Source organism: Nocardioides ginsengisegetis, from assembly GCF_014138045.1.
GTDB lineage: Bacteria > Actinomycetota > Actinomycetes > Propionibacteriales > Nocardioidaceae > Nocardioides > Nocardioides ginsengisegetis.
Genome location: NZ_JACGXA010000001.1, coordinates 682,878 through 700,354, shown reverse-complemented (window position 1 = coordinate 700,354; position 17,477 = coordinate 682,878). Strand labels below are relative to the sequence as shown.

Annotated in this window: 16 protein-coding genes; 2 read left to right on the top strand and 14 right to left on the bottom strand. The window is 71.8% G+C overall.

Annotated features, from left to right (window positions below):
• Window positions 1–29: 29 nt before the first annotated feature.
• The 14 genes from FB382_RS03300 to FB382_RS03235 all read right to left on the bottom strand — a co-directional run bounded on the left by FB382_RS03300 (window position 30) and on the right by FB382_RS03235 (window position 15,132).
• Window positions 30–1,229: a DNA glycosylase AlkZ-like family protein gene (locus tag FB382_RS03300; protein WP_182536781.1), complete on the bottom strand. Its 1,200-nt coding sequence runs from the start codon at window positions 1,227–1,229 to the stop codon at window positions 30–32.
• Window positions 1,230–1,274: 45 nt separating this feature from the next.
• On the bottom strand, window positions 1,275–1,931 hold the full coding sequence (locus FB382_RS22750) for a response regulator (RefSeq protein WP_260430946.1): 657 nt from the start codon (window positions 1,929–1,931) through the stop codon (window positions 1,275–1,277).
• A 142-nt stretch (window positions 1,932–2,073) separates the two neighbouring features.
• Window positions 2,074–2,691 carry a ribosome hibernation-promoting factor, HPF/YfiA family gene (gene hpf, locus FB382_RS03290; protein WP_182536779.1) on the bottom strand — a complete coding sequence of 206 codons (618 nt, stop codon included), beginning with the start codon at window positions 2,689–2,691 and terminating at the stop codon, window positions 2,074–2,076.
• A 467-nt stretch (window positions 2,692–3,158) separates the two neighbouring features.
• Window positions 3,159–3,899, bottom strand: a complete 741-nt coding sequence (locus tag FB382_RS03285; RefSeq protein WP_182536777.1) for a phosphoribosyltransferase family protein — start codon at window positions 3,897–3,899, stop codon at window positions 3,159–3,161.
• A gap of 65 nt (window positions 3,900–3,964) precedes the next feature.
• On the bottom strand, window positions 3,965–5,707 hold the full coding sequence (locus FB382_RS03280; protein ID WP_182536775.1) for an LpqB family beta-propeller domain-containing protein: 1,743 nt from the start codon (window positions 5,705–5,707) through the stop codon (window positions 3,965–3,967).
• Window positions 5,704–7,320, bottom strand: coding sequence for an MtrAB system histidine kinase MtrB (mtrB, locus tag FB382_RS03275; protein ID WP_182536773.1), 1,617 nt, complete (start codon window positions 7,318–7,320; stop codon window positions 5,704–5,706). The genes FB382_RS03280 and mtrB overlap by 4 nt, the downstream gene beginning before the upstream one ends.
• A gap of 24 nt (window positions 7,321–7,344) precedes the next feature.
• Window positions 7,345–8,058, bottom strand: coding sequence for an MtrAB system response regulator MtrA (gene mtrA, locus FB382_RS03270; protein ID WP_125038573.1), 714 nt, complete (start codon window positions 8,056–8,058; stop codon window positions 7,345–7,347).
• Window positions 8,059–8,160: 102 nt separating this feature from the next.
• Complete coding sequence (gene ahcY / locus FB382_RS03265) at window positions 8,161–9,591, bottom strand: adenosylhomocysteinase (RefSeq protein WP_182536771.1); 1,431 nt, start codon at window positions 9,589–9,591, stop codon at window positions 8,161–8,163.
• 371 nt (window positions 9,592–9,962) lie between these two features.
• Window positions 9,963–10,943, bottom strand: a complete 981-nt coding sequence (locus tag FB382_RS03260) for a cation diffusion facilitator family transporter (RefSeq protein WP_182536769.1) — start codon at window positions 10,941–10,943, stop codon at window positions 9,963–9,965.
• Window positions 10,933–12,042, bottom strand: coding sequence for an acyltransferase family protein (locus tag FB382_RS03255; RefSeq protein ID WP_182536767.1), 1,110 nt, complete (start codon window positions 12,040–12,042; stop codon window positions 10,933–10,935). The genes FB382_RS03260 and FB382_RS03255 overlap by 11 nt, the downstream gene beginning before the upstream one ends.
• Before the next feature lie 87 nt (window positions 12,043–12,129).
• Window positions 12,130–13,161, bottom strand: a complete 1,032-nt coding sequence (locus FB382_RS03250) for an SIS domain-containing protein (RefSeq protein ID WP_182536765.1) — start codon at window positions 13,159–13,161, stop codon at window positions 12,130–12,132.
• 12 nt (window positions 13,162–13,173) lie between these two features.
• Entirely contained in the window at window positions 13,174–13,350 is a 177-nt protein-coding gene (locus FB382_RS03245) for a Trm112 family protein (protein ID WP_246377082.1), read from the bottom strand.
• Entirely contained in the window at window positions 13,347–14,723 is a 1,377-nt protein-coding gene (locus FB382_RS03240; protein ID WP_182536763.1) for a phosphomannomutase/phosphoglucomutase, read from the bottom strand. The genes FB382_RS03245 and FB382_RS03240 overlap by 4 nt, the downstream gene beginning before the upstream one ends.
• A gap of 46 nt (window positions 14,724–14,769) precedes the next feature.
• Window positions 14,770–15,132 carry a DUF3499 domain-containing protein gene (locus FB382_RS03235; RefSeq protein WP_125038579.1) on the bottom strand — a complete coding sequence of 121 codons (363 nt, stop codon included), beginning with the start codon at window positions 15,130–15,132 and terminating at the stop codon, window positions 14,770–14,772.
• 49 nt (window positions 15,133–15,181) lie between these two features.
• Here FB382_RS03235 and FB382_RS03230 point away from each other — a divergent pair, with 49 nt between their 5' ends.
• Together FB382_RS03230 and FB382_RS03225 are read left to right on the top strand one after the other, a co-directional pair.
• Window positions 15,182–15,646 (top strand): metallopeptidase family protein, encoded by a 465-nt coding sequence (locus tag FB382_RS03230; protein ID WP_343055468.1) that lies wholly within the window; start codon window positions 15,182–15,184, stop codon window positions 15,644–15,646.
• 731 nt (window positions 15,647–16,377) lie between these two features.
• Window positions 16,378–17,472, top strand: coding sequence for an IS110 family RNA-guided transposase (locus tag FB382_RS03225; RefSeq protein WP_182536692.1), 1,095 nt, complete (start codon window positions 16,378–16,380; stop codon window positions 17,470–17,472).
• The last annotated feature ends 5 nt before the right edge of the window (window positions 17,473–17,477 follow it).

Sequence of the window (17,477 nt, the reverse complement as noted above, 5' to 3'; positions counted from 1 at the left end):
CGCCCTAACCCAGCGGGCTCAGGGCCCGGTCAGACCCGGAGGAACGGGGCGAGGTCGCCCCGCTGCTGCACCTCGATGTCGTCCAGCGCCAGCCACGCCGCGAGGTCGCGCAGCTCGGCGGAGAGCTCCTCGGCCGTCTCGGCGGGCGCGCCGGGCTCGGCGTACGCCGCCTTCACGACGAGCCGGCCGGCCTTGCGGTCGGCCTTGAGGTCGACCCGCGCCACGATCTCGTCGCCGAGCAGGAACGGCAGGACGTAGTAGCCGTGGACCCGCTGGTCGGCCGGCACGTAGATCTCGATCCGGTAGTGGAAGTCGAAGAGGTGCTCGGTGCGCTCACGCTCCCAGACCACGGGGTCGAACGGGCTGAGCAGCGCCCGGGCGCCGATCCGGCGCGGGACCCGCGCGTCGCGGTGGAGCCAGGCCGGCTTGCGCCAGCCCTCCACGCGGACCGGGGTCAGCTCGCCCGTCTCGACCATGGTGTCGACCGCGACCTTCACGTCGGCCACCAGCATCCGGTAGTAGTCGGCGAGGCTCTTGAGCGTGGCGACGCCGTGGGACCGGGCCGCCCGCCGCGTGAGCTCGAGGTCGGACTCGGTCTTCGAGGGCGTCGGCAGGGCCAGCACGTCGGCGGGCAGGACCCGCTCGGGGACGTCGTAGACCACCTCGAACTGGCTGTTGCGCTCCGCGATGGCCAGGTCGCCGCACATGTAGAGGAAGTCGAGGGCCTTGCGGACCTCCGACCAGTTCCAGCCCCAGTTGTCGCGGGCGCGGGGGCCGCCGTCGTGGAGGTGCTCGAGGTCGCGGGCCGTGCTCGGGCCGCGGTCGCGGACCGCGGCCAGCACGGTCGCGAGCAGGTCGTCGTCGACCGCCTTCCACCACTTGCCGCGCTCGGCGCGGTAGCGGTCCATCCGGTGCTGCATCACCGGCCACAGCTCGACCGGCATGAACGCCTGCACGTGGGCCCAGTACTCGACGAGGCGGCGCGGGCGGGCGGCCGAGGCGCGACGGAGCAGGTCGGTGTCGTAGGCGCCCATGCGGGAGTAGAGCGGCATGTAGTGCGCGCGCTGGAGCACGTTGACCGAGTCGACCTGGAGCACCCCGGTGCGGTCGAGGGTGCGCTGGACGGTGCGCAGGGTCGGCGCCGCGTGCCGCTGGTCGAGGAACCCCTGCGCCGCCAGCGCGATCCGGCGCGCCTGGGCGGTGGTCAGGGTCGGGGGACGCTCGCTCACGCGGCGTACTCAACCACGGGACACCGACAGCGACCCGTCAGCCCGTCAGGGCAGGTCGAGCAGCTTTTCCTTGACGGCGTACATGACCGCCTCCATGCGCGAGTGCAGCTGGAGCTTCTCCAGGATGTTGCGCACGTGGTTCTTGACGGTGTTCTCGCTGATGTAGAGCTGGCGCGCGATCTCGCGGTTGTTCAGCCCCTTGGCCACCAGGCGCAGCACCTCGAGCTCGCGCTCGGTCAGCCGCAGGCCGGGGACGTGGTCGCGCTCGGGGCGCGACATCTGCTTGAACTCGTCGATCAGCTTGACCGCCATCGACGGCGAGATCAGCGACTGCCCGTCGGCGACCACACGAACGGCCTGGGCGACCTCCTCGATCGAGGAGTCCTTGAGCAGGTAGCCCGAGGCGCCGCTCTTGACGGCTTCGTAGAGGTCGGCCTCCTCGTCGGAGACCGTCAGCATGATGATCTTGGCCGAGGGGACGGCCTCCTTGATCGCCAGGCATGCCTCGATGCCGGTGCGCTTGGGCATCCGGATGTCGAGGAGCACCACATCGGGCGCGGAGGTGGACGCGAGGGACGTGCCCTCGATCCCGTCACCGGCCTCGCCGATGACCTCGATGCCCGACTCGATCGCCAGCAGCATCGTCAGCCCACGCCGGAAGAGCTCCTGGTCGTCGACCACGAGCACGCGGATGGGTTCCACATCCGCTTCTTTCACCTGTTCGGCCACCTGCGCATCATGGCACGACCGGGCCCTCCGTGGGTGCCGGACGGGTGACGGGAACGACGGAGCGGGGTGGCCCGATCGGGCCACCCCGCTCACGGGACTCGATTCCGGACCGGTCCTACTCGGCGCCGAGGTCCAGCGAGATCACGCCGTAGTCGTAGCCGCGGCGGCGGTAGACGACCGCGGGACGGTCGTTCTCCTTGTCGACGAACAGGTAGAAGTCGTGGCCCACGAGCTCCATCTCGTAGAGGGCCTGGTCGAGGGTCATCGGGCTGGCCGGGTGGACCTTCTCGCGCACGACGAGCGGTCCGTCGCCGGTGACCGCGATCGGCCCGACGCGACGCTCGGTCACGACGTCCTCGGCGGTCGGGGCCTCGGCGAGGGCACCGTCGGCCAGCGCCTCGCCCACGGAGACGGGGGTCTTGTGCCCGTGGTGCACGCGGCGGCGGTCGGCGGCCTTGCGCATCTGCGAGGCCATCTTGTCCAGGGCGAGGTCCAGGGCTCCCATCTTGTCTTCCGCTGCCGCCTCGGCCCGGATGACCGGACCCTTCGAGAAGGCGGTGAGCTCGACGCGTACGGCGCGGTCGTGCTGCCTGGGGTTGCGCTCGTTCTCGACCTCGACCTGCACCCGCATGATGCGGTGGTCGTGCTTCTCGAGCCGCGACAGCTTCTCCGTGACGTGACTGCGGAACCGATCGGACAGCTCGCAGTGTCGACCCGTGACCACAACTTCCATGTTGAACCTCCCGTTGAACAGTTGGTTGCTAGCGCTCGAGCGGGCCCTCCGTTGGGCAGGCAGCAGCCCGGACCGCGCACGGCCCGCCGCTCGAGATGGAGAAAGGAGTCCGCCCGGCCGACCTGGTCTTCGACCCCACAATCGCCTGCGGAGGGGTTCGCAGCTTCTCTGCCACTACTGCCCTTCTCCCGACGGTCGCCGCATCTGACGGCGATGACGAGGCAGGACTTACGACTAAGCCGCACCGTGATCGGCGGCCCGGACGGACCGGACGCGCCTTACGTGGACCGTTTCGCCTGCGACTGGCATCGGCTTGCCGACCTGACACCCCGAGCCGGGGCGCCTCGTCGACGCAACCACGGACCCGGGCGGACTCCATACACAGACGTTAGAGGGTGTCGCTGTCCGACGAAAGGCCGCCACCTGACAATTCGCTGTGACACGCGGCCGACACGCCCGGCTCCGTCTCAGTCCGTGACCCTGCTGGTGGGCGCGGGCGTCACGGGAACCCGACGCCGGGTGGCCGCGACCGCCGCGACAGCCACCACCGGGAACCCGACCGCCTCGAGCGCCCGCTGGGCCTCCCGGGCGGTCGCGCCCGTGGTGAGCACGTCGTCGCAGACGAGCACGCGGGCGTCCGGGACCCTCCGGGCCAGGCGTCCCAGGGCCGGGCTCGGGCAGTGCATCGACCCGGCCAGGTTGGCGGCACGCTGACCCGCGTCCAGGCCCGACTGGTCCAGCACGCCCGGTCGCTGGCGGAGCAGCGGCCGCGCGAGGGCGACGTACCCGGACGCGCGGAGGAGGCGGGCGGCGCGGGCGGTGACGGCCCGCATCGGGTCGTGGCCGCGGGCCCGGACCGTGGCGGGCCGCGACGGGACCGGCACCAGCACGAGCGGCCCCTCGAGCTCCCCGGCGGCGGCGACCACGGCCTGGGCCAGCAGCCGGGCCAGCGCGGGCCGCAGCCCGAGCATCCGGTGCTCCTTGTGGCCCAGGACCAGGGCGCGGACGGTGCCGGCGTACGGCGCCGCCGCCCACGGGGTCACCAGCCCGGCCGGGGTCGGCGTGGGCCAGGCCGGGTGGGCGTCGGCGGGCAGCAGGGCGGCACAGACGGGGCAGAGCAGCCGGCCGGGGCGCGCGCAGCCGACGCAGGAGCCGCCCAGCAGCAGGTCTGCGGCCGCGTCGAGCAGTCCCCCGTCGGTCCCCGGCACCCCTCGATGCGACCAGAGCGGCGGGCCCGGATCAACCCCGGCGACCGGGCCTGTGGAGGACGGCCTCAGCCGACGTAGTCGAGGGAGGAGACCGACGCGTCGAGGCTGGTGGGACCGCCGACGGCGTTGGTCAGGTCGTAGAGGCTGGCGTTGAACACGGCGTAGAGCGGGGCGCCGGGCACGGCGGAGCCGGCGAGCGACCGCACCTTGCCGTCGAGCGTGAAGGACAGGCTCTCCAGGCCCGGCGGCGAGCCGTCGACCGAGATCGTGCGGACCTGCGCCAGCCGCTGGGTGAGCACGTCGAGCGCCGCCACCGTCGTGGGCGTCTGCCAGGCGATGTCCCCCAGGTGCAGGCGGTCGGGGCCCTCCCACGCGATCCGGTGGGCCCGGGTGGCGCGCAGGAAGCGGCCCTGGTCGTCGTAGAGCAGGCGGCTGATCATCAGGGCGTCACCGCTCCTGCGGTGCACGACGGCCACGAAGCGGGAGCCGTCGCGGGAGACGAGGAAGCTGCGCACGTCCTGGCCGCTGATGTGCGGGACGCGCACCCCCGTCGGTGACTGCCCTTCGACGAAGGACACCCGGGCACCGTCCGCCGCGTCGTCGACCAGCCAGAGCCGGTTGGCGAAGTCCCACGCCGGCCGGAGCAGGTGGCGCGCGCTGCTGACGACCTCGTGGACACCGACACCGGCCGGGCCGCGCACCGGGGCGAGCAGGAGGGCGCGGCCGCCGCCGGTCACCGCGGCGACCCGGGTGGCGTTGAAGTTCACGCCGATCTGCGAGACGCCGTAGTCGGCGGCGCCGAGCGGACCATCGACCGTGTCGAGCCCGTCGGGGGTGCCGGAGACCAGGCGGCCCTCGCGCAGGCCGTAGAGCAGGGAGCTGGCCTGGAAGCCGGTCGGGTCGTACTCGCTGCCCTGGTCGACGCTGAAGGCCCCCACCCCGCCGGGCAGGGTGACGGGCTGGCCGCCGATGGAGATGCGGAAGGCGCGGATCGTGGGCTCCTGGCGCAGCGTCCAGGCGAGCTGGGCGACCATCAGCTCGATCGCCTGGGGGGTCTGCTGGCCGATGTCCCCGCGCAGCGAGATGTCGGCAACGCTCTGGGCGGGCACCGAGAGCACGAGCTTGAGGCCGGGCGGGATGAACGTCCGCGACACCTTCGACAGGGAGCGCCCCGGGCCGCGCAGCAGGCCCTGGATCAGGGCGGTGGCGAGCTTCTCGCCGCGCGGGACGTAGACCGGCTCCGGCACGAGGACGTGGGCGGTGGGGTCGAAGAAGTAGAGGGAGGCCTGGCGGTAGCGCTGCTCGTACCAGGACTCCGGCACCACCAGGGCGTCCGGCGCCTCGGCGATGCGCCACTCGCCGTCGACCTGCTGCATCGGGAACTCGAGGATGTTCTGGTCGTCGGTCAGGGCGCCGCGCCACGAGCCGCGCCCGTCGAGGTGGTCGGCGCCGGGCAGCGTCACCGACACCGTGGCCTGGCCGCGGACCTCGGGGTTGTCGGAGTAGGTGATGGTCTCCTTCTCCGGCGCCCACGTGGAGGCGGCGTCGGGGCTGAGGAACTCCTTGGCCACGTCGGTGCTGATCGGGGTCGCGGTCATGGCGTCGAGGAAGCCGTTGACGATGTCGACCGGGAGCGCTCCCGGCTGCGGCGGCTTGGGGTCGATGTAGATCGGCGGCTCGGCGGGCGAGCTGCCGACCTGCGAGCGCGTCTTGACGACCGGGCCGCTCTCGGGCACCCGGATGCAGCCGGTGGGCAGGGCGAGCACGAGGCCCATCAGGACCGCCGTCACGAGTCGTCGACGCCTCACGAGACCGTCTCCTCGGCGTCGGTGGGGACCAGCGGCAGCGGGCTCTGGCGGAGCGGACCGCCGGCCCGCCGGGGCAGGGTCAGCCGGAACTGCGCGCCGCGGCCCGGGCGGCCCCACGCCTGCAGCCAGCCCCCGTGGAGGTGGGTGTCCTCCAGCGAGATCGACAGCCCCAGGCCGGTGCCGCCGCTGGTGCGGGCGCGGGCCGGGTCGGCTCGCCAGAAGCGGTTGAAGACCATCGCCGACTCCCCCGGCGCCAGGCCGACGCCGTAGTCGCGGACCGCGATCGCCGCGGCGTGGTCGTCGCCGGCGACGTGGACCACGATGCCCGGCTGCAGTCCCCGGGCGTCGGCGTGGTCGATGGCGTTGGTGACCAGGTTGCGCACGATCCGCTCCACCCGGCGTACGTCGGCCTCCGCCAGGCAGGGGTGGCCGGGCGCACGGACCTGCACCTGGACGTCGCGCTGGTCGGCGAGCGCCTTGGTCATGTCGACCACGCGGTGGGCCACGTCGACGAGGTTGACGTCGTCGGTCTCCAGCACGGCGGCGCCGGCGTCGAAGCGGCTGATCTCCAGCAGGTCGACCAGGAGGGTCTCGAAGCGGTCAAGCTCCACCTGCAGCAGCTCGGCCGCGCGGCCCGTGGCGGCGTCGAAGTCGCCCCGGGCGTCGTAGAGGACGTCGCCGGCCATCCGCACCGTGGTGAGCGGGGTGCGCAGCTCGTGGGAGACGTCGGAGACGAACCGGCGCTGGAGCCGGCTGAGCTCCTCCAGCTGGCGGATCTGCCGCTGCAGGTTGCTGGCCATCTGGTTGAACGAGGTCGCCAGCCGGGCCAGGTCGTCCTCGCCGGTGACGCGCAGCCGCTCCTGGAGCTGACCGGCGGCCAGGCGCTCGGCGACCTGGCGGGCGAGCCGGATCGGGGTGACGACCTGCCGGGTGACCAGCCAGGTCAGCCCGGCCACGAGGACGAGGAGCAGGACGGCCGCGGTGAGCAGGGCGCGGGTGACCAGGGCCAGGGTCTCGGCCTGCTCGTCGAGCGGGAAGAGGTAGTAGAGGGTGTAGGTCTGGCCGTCGGACGGCAGCTTCACCTGGGATCCGACCACCACGCCCGGCACCTCGTGGTGGACGCCCTCGGCGTCGGTGGACCGGATCGTGGTGTAGGTCCACGCGCTGCTGGCGATGTCGTCGAAGTGCGCCTCGAGCGAGGCCGGGACGCTCGAGGTGTCCAGGCCCGGGGTGAACTCCGAGCCGCCGTCGGCGATCCGGCTGCCCTGGTCGCCGACCGGGCCGGAGAGCACGACGCTGAAGCCGCGGGTGTCACCACGCTGGATGATCGGCTCGACGAGGTCGAGCTGCTGCGTGGCCGAGCCGGACGAGGCGCTCAGCGCCGCGTCGAGCCGGTTGCTGGCCTCGGTGGTCTCGTCCTGCGCCTCGGTGACGACCGCGCTCACCCGGTGGTCCAGGAGGCCCTCACGGGTCTGGTTGAGGAGGTACCACCCGACCACGCTGACGACCGCCGCCGAGAGCAACAGGGTGCTGACCACGACGCGTGCCTGGATGGACCTGCGCCAGAACGTCAGGCCGCGGCGGACCGCCGCCGGGAGACTGCGCGAGGCCACGGCGGCCTCAGTGCCGCACGGACATCACGCGTTGCCGGCCTTGTAGCCGACACCCCGGACGGTCACGACGATCTCGGGGTTCTCCGGGTCGTGCTCGACCTTGGACCGGAGCCGCTGCACGTGGACGTTGACGAGCCGGGTGTCCGCGGCGTGGCGGTAGCCCCAGACCTGCTCGAGCAGCACCTCGCGGGTGAAGACCTGCCAAGGCTTGCGGGCCAGGCAGACGAGCAGGTCGAACTCCAGCGGGGTCAGGCTGATCGGGACGCCGCGCCGCTGGACGGAGTGGCCGGCGACGTCGATCGAGAGGTCCCCGATCGCGAGCGACTCCTGCGCGGGGGCGTCGTACCGACGGACGCGGGCGCGGATCCGCGCGACGAGCTCCTTGGGCTTGAACGGCTTGACGACGTAGTCGTCGGCGCCCGACTCCAGGCCGACGACGACGTCGACGGTGTCGCCCTTGGCGGTGAGCATCACGATCGGGACGCCGGACTCGGCCCGGATCTCCTTGCACACGTCGATGCCGTCCTTGCCGGGCAGCATCAGGTCGAGCAGCACGAGGTCGGGGCGGTAGTCGCGGAACTCGTCCATCGCCAGGTCGCCCCGCGTGCACATCCGGCTGTCGAAGCCCTCCTGGCGCAGCACGATCGTGAGCATCTCCGCGAGCGACGCGTCGTCGTCGACGACGAGGATGCGTCCCTTCGGGGCGATGTCGGCCGGGGGGCCGGGGGTGTGCGTCATGCCTTCAATCTTGCCAGCAGGGGGTCCGGAATGTGGGCAGGCCCCGTCCCCGGCGCTCCGGGGACGGGACCTGCGGGTCGTGCGGTGGCTACCGGGTGGTGCTCAGTAGCGGTACTGGTCGGACTTGTAGGGGCCCGCCACGTCCACGCCGAGGTACGAGGCCTGCTCGTCGCTCAGCGTGGTCAGCTTGACGCCGAGGGCGTCGAGGTGGAGGCGGGCGACCTCCTCGTCGAGGTGCTTGGGCAGCACGTAGACGCCGACCGGGTAGTCCTGCGGCTTCGTGAAGATCTCGATCTGCGCCAGGACCTGGTTGGTGAAGGAGTTCGACATGACGAACGACGGGTGGCCGGTCGCGTTGCCGAGGTTCATCAGGCGACCCTCGGAGAGCACGATGATCGACTTCTCGTCGGGGAAGGTCCACACGTCGACCTGCGGCTTGACGTTCTTGCGGGTGATCCCGGCGTACGTCTCGAGGCCGGCCATGTCGATCTCGTTGTCGAAGTGGCCGATGTTGCCCAGGATCGCCTGGTGCTTCATCTTCGCCATCTGCTCGACGGTGACGACGTCCTTGTTGCCGGTCGCCGTGATGATGATGTCGGCGACGTCGAGGACGTTGTCGAGGGTGTCGACCTGGTAGCCGTCCATCGCGGCCTGCAGCGCGCAGATCGGGTCGATCTCGGTGACGATGACGCGGGCGCCCTGGCCGCGCAGCGACTCCGCGCAGCCCTTGCCGACGTCGCCGTAGCCGCAGACGACGGCGACCTTGCCGCCGATGAGGACGTCGGTGGCGCGGTTGATGCCGTCGATCAGGGAGTGGCGACAGCCGTACTTGTTGTCGAACTTGGACTTGGTGACCGAGTCGTTGACGTTGATGGCCGGGAAGAGCAGCGAGCCTTCCTTCATCATGTCGTAGAGACGCAGCACACCGGTGGTGGTCTCCTCGGTGACGCCCTTGATCTCGCCGGCGATCTGGGTCCAGCGGTCCTTGCTCTCGGCGAGGCTCTGCGCCAGGACCTGGAAGACGACCTTCTGCTCGTGGCTCTTGGCGGTGGCCGGGTCGGGCGCGATGCCGGACTTCTCCATCTCCACGCCGGAGTGGACGAGCAGGGTGGCGTCGCCACCGTCGTCGAGGATCATGTTGGCGAACTTGCCGTCGGGCCACTGCAGGATCTGTTGGGTGCACCACCAGTACTCCTCCAGCGTCTCGCCCTTCCAGGCGAAGACCGGCACGCCGGCGGGCGCGTCGACGGTGCCCTCCGGGCCGACCGCGATCGCGGCGGCGGCGTGGTCCTGGGTGGAGAAGATGTTGCACGACGCCCAGCGGACCTCGGCGCCGAGAGCGACGAGCGTCTCGATCAGCACGGCGGTCTGGATCGTCATGTGGAGGGAGCCGGCGATGCGGGCACCGGCGAGCGGCTTGCTGTCGCCGTAGCGGGCGCGCATGGCCATCAGGCCGGGCATCTCGTGCTCGGCGAGGGTGATCTCGGTGCGACCGTAGTCGGCAAGGGAGAGGTCGGCGACCTTGTAGTCCATCAGTTGTCTCCTAGTGATGTGGAGCCATCATCTGCGCCGCGCATCTGCGCGCTGTCGGGATCTCCCACGCGGACCGTCTCAGGGTAGGACGCCTCCCGCTCCCGCACGCAATCGTCGCGGGTTGGGTGCGCCGCGTAGCCAATCGCGTCTCGGCGTCAAGGACCTTCGCCCGCTGCGCTCCGCCGCCGCCCCGACCCTGGCGCACCCCCGAACGGCCCCAGCGGTGAGCCCGCAACCGAACCGGGCCCGGAAAAGGTTCACCAGCCACCGCCCGGCCGACCCAACGGTGAGCCATGAACCGAACCGGGCAGGGAAACGGTTCAGAGCTCACCGCTCCCCCACGACTCCAGGGCGCCCGGTCAGTGGTGCGGTCAGTGGCCGGCGGGGGCCGGGGGCTCGGGGCGCTCGGCGGGGACGTGGTCCTCGCGGTAGATGTCGGGCTCGAGGTAGATCACCTGGGCGCTGGCCTCAGCGCCCCGGATGGCGACCTCGGCGGCGTCGATCGAGGCGGCGACCTGCTCCGACGTCACGCCCGGGGGTACGCCGATCTTCGCGGCGACGAGCAGCTCCTCGGGGCCGAGGTGCATGGTCTTCATGTGGATGATCCGCTCCACGCCCGGCGTGGACTCCAGCGCGCCCACGATCCGCTTCTGGACGCCGGCGCTCGCCGACTCCCCCAGCAGCAGCGACTTGGTCTCGACGGCGAGCACCACCGCAACCACGACGAGCAGCAGGCCGATCAGGGCGGTGCCGGCGGCGTCCCAGTACTCGTTGCCGGTGATCAGGCTCAGGCCGACGCCGACCAGGGCGAAGACGAGGCCGAGGAGGGCGGCGAGGTCCTCCAGCAGGATCACGGGCAGCTCGGGCTGCTTGGCGCGGCGCACGAACGTCGCGAAGGAGGCCTGCCCGCGGATCTTGTTGGTCTCGGCGATCGCCGTACGGAAGGAGAGGCCCTCGAGCACGATCGCGACGACGAGGACGGCGACGGGGACGAAGCGGCGCCAGTCGTCGACCGGGTCGACGTGGCCGGCGTGGATCTCGTGGTACTTGTGCCAGGCCTCGTAGAGGGCGAACAGGCCACCGACGCTGAACAGCACGATCGAGACGATGAAGGCGTAGATGTAGCGCTCGCGGCCGTAGCCGAACGGGTGCTCCTCGGTCGCGTCCTTCTGCGACTTCTTGCCGCCCAGCAGCAGCAGGCCCTGGTTGCCAGAGTCGGCCACGGAGTGGATCGCCTCGGCCAGCATCGAGGAGAAGCCGGTCAGGAAGAACGCGACGAACTTGGTGATCGCGATGCCGGTGTTGGCCAGCAGCGCGGCGACGACCGCCTTGTTCCCACCCTCAGAGCTCATGCGCGGAAGGGTATCGGGACCCCTCCTGCTCCTCGACGACCCCGGGGAGCTCGAGCACCTCCTCGACCGCGCCCGCGACCGTCAGGTCGACCGCGTGGCGGGCATGCGCCTCGGCGTAGCCGATCGGGTCCACCAGCGGCTGGAGCCGCCGCGAGACCGGGTGCCAGGCCAGGAACAGCGCGAGCGCGACGGCGCCGAGGGTGGTGGGCACGAGGCCGAGGTAGGGGTGGGCGTCGAGCCAGTCGTCGTACGGCGAGTACTGGAAGCTCTTCACCACGAAGCCGTGGAAGAGGTAGACCACGAGGCTCGCCGAGCCCATCCGCGCGAACCAGCCACCGTTGCGCGGCACCAGCGTGAGGAAGGCCCAGGAGCCGACGGTGCCGAGCAGCAGCACGCCGGTGCGGACGAGCATCGCGTGCAGGTCGCTGTGCTCGAGGTCGCCGTACTGCGAGCGGTAGTAGAGCCACTCGGTGCTGGCCCACACCGGCGTCCAGTGCGCCACCACCAGCAGTCCGACCAGCGTGAGCCCGGCCGCGGCCTTGAGGGCACGGTTGCCGCGCAGCAGCTCGAGGCGCTCGGGGGTGGCCTTGAGGCCGGCGACGAAGAACGGCAGCAGGCCGAGGATGCGCGCCATGTCGAGGATGTCCCCCGCGCGCATGCCGGCGACCAGGCTGATGCCGATCGCGAGCAGCAGCCCACCGGGGAGCCTCTTGAAGATCGGGGTCATCAGCCGCCAGAAGAACAGCGCCGAGAGGTACCACATCGGCCAGTGCGGGTCGGCGAAGAGATCAGCCAGCTCCTCGCCCCCGACGTAGACCCGGAAGAACGCCAGCGCGGCCTCGAACAGCAGGTAGGGCACCACGACGGTCTTGAACAGCGCCCACATCCGCGGCCGGGTCCACTCGAAGGACCGGGAGAGGTAGCCGGTGACGAACACGAACGCCGGCACGTGCCAGGAGTAGAGGAAGTTGTAGAGCTGGTTGTCGACCGCGTTGTCGTCGGGGAACATCGTCCACGCGTGGCCGACCACCACGAGCGTCACCAGCGCCATCTTGGCGTTGTCGAACCAAGGGTCACGGACCTTCGGCTGGCTCGGCATCCCGCAAATCTAGCCGCGCGCGCGTGCTACTCCCCAGTCACCTGCGCGTGATGACGCCCACGGTTTGGCGGGCCGCTGGCGGGGTGGTCAGTCCTCGACGAGACCGAGGCGGAGGTACTCCGCCGCGTAGGTCCCCTGGAGCATGAGCGAGGCGTAGCGGGCGACCTCGGTCTGGGCGTCGGCGGTGAGCGTCTCGACGCGTACGCCGCGGCTCTGGGCGGCCGCCTTCAGCCGGCCCCGGTGCTCGCGGACGACCGGCTCCTCGGCGCCGTCGTCGAGGATGAGCAGCATCGGCCGGAGCTCTCCCCCGCCCTCGGCGAACGGATCGTCGAAGACGTCGCGCTGGCGCGCCGCCTCGATGACCGGGAGCAGGTGCTCGGCGTCGCCGGCCAGCGCCGTGCGGCCGCTGGCGCGGCGGATCGACTCCGCGACGCGGCGGGCCGCGCGGGCGGCCAGGACGGAGCCGCCCCACACGACGGGGTTGGCGTCGGCGAGCGCGATCGCCAGCATCTTGGCGGGGTTGACGGCGAGGTCCCGGTGCGGCGAGCAGGCGACCGCCACGGCGTCCAGCGCCTCCGCGACCTGGTCGGCGTCGGCGCGGGGACCGAGCGAGATCCGGTCGAGGTACTCCAGCATCACCACCGCCGTGGCCAGCTGGTCGCCGGTCACCGCGGGCAGCACGATGGTGTAGCGGCCGGCGGCGTGGTCGGCGACGAGCGAGGTCGGCGGGCAGGCCACCACGACCTGGCAGCCCCGGCGTACGGCCTCGGCGACCGCGGAGGCAGTGCCGGTGTCGTGCCCGTCGGGGGCGAGCACCACGACGAGGTCGAGGCTGCCCGCCCAGCCCGGGAGGGCGGGACCGGGCCAGGCCACGAACGGCACCGGGCACCAGGGCTCGAGCACGGCGCGGAGCAGGCGCGAGTCGGGCCCGGCGGCGATCACGGCCCGCGGGCGGGACTGGTCCTGCCCCAGGGCGACCGCCTCTGCGGCGGCGGCCGAGGCGTCGATGGACTCGCGACGTACGCGCGCCCCGGCCTCCGCCAGCGCGCGGAAGACGCGGTCGGCGTTGGCGAGGGCGGTCTCGTCGTCGAGACGGGACTCGTCGAACCAGGTGGCCATGGGGATCCTCCCTCAGGCCGGCTTGCGCGCCTCGTCGACGAGCAGGACCGGGATGTCGTCACGCACGGGGTAAGCCAGGCCGCAGCCGGTGCACACCAGCTCGGTCTCGGTGGGGGCGAGCGTCGCGTGGCACGCGGGGCACACGATGATCTCGAGGAGTGCGGGGTCGAGGTTCAGCGGCGGGGTCATCGGTCACTCCTGATCAGGCTGAGCACGGTGTCGCGCACGTCGACCATGGTGGCCTCGTCGCGACCTTCGGCATTGAGGCGCAGCAGCGGCTCGGTGTTGGACGGGCGGACGTTGAACCACCAGTCGTCATGGGCCACCGTCAGGCCGTCGAGGTGGTCGATCGTGATACCCGGCTGCCCGGCGTACACGTCGTGGATGTGGGCCGTGACCGTCGCCTGGTCACCGACGGTCGAGTTGATCTCGCCGCTGACGACGTAGCGCTCGTAGTCGGCGAGCAGCTCCGACAGCGGCCGCTCGGTCTCGGCGAGGGCGGCCAGCGCGTGCAGGGCCGCGAGCATGCCCGAGTCGGCCCGCCAGAAGTCGCGGAAGTAGAAGTGGCCGGAGTGCTCACCGCCGAAGATCGCGTCGGTCTCGGCCATCGTCGCCTTGATGAAGGAGTGGCCGACGCGGGTGCGGACGGGCGTGCCGCCGAGCTCCGTGACGAGCTCGGGCACGGCCCGGCTCGTGATCAGGTTGTGGATCACCGTGGCGCCCGGCTCCTTGGCCAGCTCGCGGGCGGCGATCAGGGCGGTCAGCGTGGACGGCGACACGGCCTGCCCGCGCTCGTCGACGAGGAAGCAGCGGTCGGCGTCGCCGTCGAAGGCCAGGCCGATGTCGGCCCCCTCCGCGACGACCCGCTTCTGCAGGTCGACGAGGTTGTCGGGATCGATCGGGTTGGCCTCGTGGTTGGGGAAGGAGCCGTCGAGCTCGAAGTACATCGGGACGACCTCGACCCGGTCCTCGCCCAGCCGGCCGAACACGGCGGGGGCGGTGTAGCCGGCCATCCCGTTGCCGGCGTCGACGACCACCTTGAGGCGGCGGCCCGTGACGGGCGCCAGGGCGACGAGGTGGGCGGCGTAGGCCTCGAGGACGTCGTAGTTCTCGATGGTGCCCTGACGTGCCGACGGGCTCGAGGCCCCGGCCGCCACCGCGTCGCGGATGTCGGCGAGACCGGTCTCCATGCCGATGGGGACGGCGTTGGCGCGACACATCTTGATGCCGTTGTACTGCGCCGGGTTGTGGCTGGCGGTGAACATCGCGCCGGGGTGGCCGAGGTGGCCGGAGGCGAAGTAGAGCTGGTCGGTGGAGGCGAGCCCGATCAGGATGACGTCCGCGCCGGCCTCGGTGGCGCCGTCGGCGAACGCGCCGGCCATGCCGGGCGAGCTGGGCCGCATGTCGTGGCCGACCACGACGGTGCCGGCCCCGACGACCTGGACGAAGGCGCGGCCCGTCGCGCGGGCCAGCTCCTCGTCGAGCTGCTCGGGCACGAGCCCCCGGACGTCGTACGCCTTGAAGATCGCGCCGAGGTTGGCGGGGTCCAGGGTGTCGGCCATGACCGGAGCGTATCGGGCCCCGTCGATGCTCAGGAGAGGAAGGCCGTCACTCGCTGCTGAGGATGCGCAGGTGGCCGCGGCGGCCGGTCTCGCGGCCCGTCTCCTCCGACGGCGCGGGGCGCAGCGGCTGGACCGGCGGACGCGCGGCCTCGCGGACGGCGTCGGCCAGCGCGAGCAGGTCGTCGCTCGAGGGACCCTGGGCGGCCGGGTCCGGGGCGAGGCGCAGCACCTCCCACCCGCGGGGCGCCGACAGCCGCTCGCTGTGGGCGTCGCAGAGGTCGTAGGCGTGCGGCTCGGCGTACGTCGCCAACGGGCCCAGCACGGCGGTCGAGTCCGCGTAGACGTACGTCAGCGTGTTGATCGCTGGACGGCCACAGGCGGTGCGCGAACAGCGGCGGACGGGACTCACGACGCAGACGGTACCCGCCGTTCGCGACTCTCCCGATTAGGCTCGCGGCGTGGATGACGTCAGCCCTGCGACCAGCCCGGCGACCGGCCCCCGCAAGCCGGCCTCGCGCGATCGCCGGGGCCGCGGGATGCGGGGTCCCGCGGTGTTGCCGCGGGTGCCCGGGCAGCCCGAGCTGCGCACCCGGCGGGAGCGCTTCGACGACCTCGCCCTCGGCATCGTCACCGACATCGACGCGCGCTGGCAGGACCGGCTCGGCCTGGTCGAGTACGCCGTCGAGGACGCCCCGCAGATCCCCGACGACTGGGACTCCGGCACCGTCCCGCTGTCCTCGCTCATCCGCGGCACCGGCTCCACCCCCACCCGACTCGTGCTGTTCCGGCGCCCGATCGAGCACCGCTGCGAGACCCGTACCGATCTCGAGGCGATGGTGCTGACGGTTGTGGTCGAGCAGGTAGCCGAGCTGCTCGGGATCGATGCGGAGATGGTGGATCCGCGGTACGAGTCCGACGACTGACTGCGGGCTGATGGGGTGCGCCGCGTAGCCGATCGCGTCTCGCCGTCAAGGAGCTTCGCCCGCTGCGCGGCGCCTTCGGCGTCCTTGACCCCGAGCCTCGCGCGATCGGCTTCAGGCGGCGGTCGGGGCGGGGCTCCGCTTCGCTCCGCCGCCGCCCCGCCCCAGGCGCACCCCTTCACGGCCACAGCGGTGAGCCAGCAACCAAACCCGACCTGGAAACGGTTCACCACCCACCGCCCGGTCGACCCGGCGGTGAGCCCTGAACCGACTCAGGCAGGGAAAAGGTTCACAGCTCACCGCTCCCACCGCCAGAGCGCCCGCGCATGCGGGCGGCGCGGGCGGAGCCCGTGCCGACAAGCGCGTCGTCGGCCGACCGTCCGGGTCCCGGAGTCAAGGACGGCCGCAGGCCGCCGCGCAGCGGCCGGAGCGCAGCGGAGGTCCTTGACGCCGGGAGACGGTCGGCTACGCGCGCGGGCGCCGGTCAGCACGGGCAGTTGCGCCAGTGAGACTTGTCTCGGTGTCGTGGAGGACGTGCTGACCCGAGTTGCGCCCTGTCGTCGCTGACTGACTTTGAGTCGATTCGATCGCGCGTTCTCCACGACCCAGCTCGATGCGCATTCAGGGCGCGCCGGCCGGGCTCGTGACTTGATAGGAGCCTGGCTGAGGTCTCATCACTGGTTTGTCCGTGACCCGGCTCGGCGCGCTGTCCCTGTTGAAAGGACGGCACCAGCATGACTCACAACCACACACAGATCGAGTCCGCCCAGGTCGGGATCTACGGCGGCGTGGACACCCACCTGGACTTCCACGTCGCGGCCGCGGTCAACGCACTCGGCGCGCTGCTGGGCACCGCGGTCTTCGCGACCACGGTCCAGGGCTATGCCGAACTACTGGCCTGGCTCCGCGCCTGGGGACCACTGGCCCAGGTCGGGGTCGAGGGAACCGGCTCCTACGGCGCCGGCCTGGCCCGTCACCTGCACCGCCACGATGTCGAGGTTCTCGAGATCAACCGGCCCGACCGGGCCAGCCGCCGACGCCGCGGGAAGACCGACGCCTACGACGCCGAGGCAGCCGCCCGGACCGCGTTGGCCGGTCACGCCCGAGCCGCCAAGATCAACACCGGGGCCGTGGAGTCGCTGCGGATGCTGAAGCTGCAACGCGACTCCGCGGTCAAGCAGCGCACCGCCACGCTCAACCAGATGCACCAGCTCAGGGTCACCGCGCCCCAAGAACTCCGCGAACAACTGACCGGCCTGACCAAACACACCCTGGCCACCCACTGCGTGCGGTTCCGCGTCACCCGCGACACCAACAGACTCACCGACCCCGTCCAGGCCGCCAAGAAGGCCCTGCATGGACTGGCCCGCCGAGTCCTGGCGCTCACCGCGGAGATCACCGAACTCGACGCCGACATCGCGGCCCTGACCAGGGCCATCGCCCCGGCCACCAGTGCCGCGGCCGGTGTCGGGGCCCAGACCGTGGCACAACTGCTGATCGCCATCGGCGAGCAACCCGAACGGTTCCACAGCGAGGCCGGCTTCGCCGCCCTCTGCGGCACCAGTCCAATCCCGGCCTCCTCGGGGAAGACCCAACGTCACCGCCTCAACCGCGGCGGGAACCGACAAGCCAACAGTGCCCTGCACATGGCCACCCTCAACCGGCTCTGCCACCACCCACCGACCAGGGCCTACATCGCCGCCCGCACCACCGATGCCAAGTCGGACCCCCACCTGCGCCGCAAGCTCAAGCGCTACCTCGCCCGCGAACTCTTCACCCTGCTGCGACAAGACCTACGAGCCCTCAACACCCCCGACATCGCGGCTTGACGCGT

Bases quoted from the DNA above. Each gene is read 5' to 3' on its own strand.
- hpf (WP_182536779.1), bottom strand. From the start codon at position 2,691: ATGGAAGTTGTGGTCACGGGTCGACACTGCGAGCTGTCCGATCGGTTC.
- mtrA (WP_125038573.1), bottom strand. From the start codon at position 8,058: ATGACGCACACCCCCGGCCCCCCGGCCGACATCGCCCCGAAGGGACGC.
- ahcY (WP_182536771.1), bottom strand. From the start codon at position 9,591: ATGGACTACAAGGTCGCCGACCTCTCCCTTGCCGACTACGGTCGCACC.
- FB382_RS03260 (WP_182536769.1), bottom strand. From the start codon at position 10,943: ATGAGCTCTGAGGGTGGGAACAAGGCGGTCGTCGCCGCGCTGCTGGCC.
- FB382_RS03255 (WP_182536767.1), bottom strand. From the start codon at position 12,042: ATGCCGAGCCAGCCGAAGGTCCGTGACCCTTGGTTCGACAACGCCAAG.
- FB382_RS03250 (WP_182536765.1), bottom strand. From the start codon at position 13,161: ATGGCCACCTGGTTCGACGAGTCCCGTCTCGACGACGAGACCGCCCTC.
- FB382_RS03245 (WP_246377082.1), bottom strand. From the start codon at position 13,350: ATGACCCCGCCGCTGAACCTCGACCCCGCACTCCTCGAGATCATCGTG.
- FB382_RS03240 (WP_182536763.1), bottom strand. From the start codon at position 14,723: ATGGCCGACACCCTGGACCCCGCCAACCTCGGCGCGATCTTCAAGGCG.
- FB382_RS03225 (WP_182536692.1), top strand. From the start codon at position 16,378: ATGACTCACAACCACACACAGATCGAGTCCGCCCAGGTCGGGATCTAC.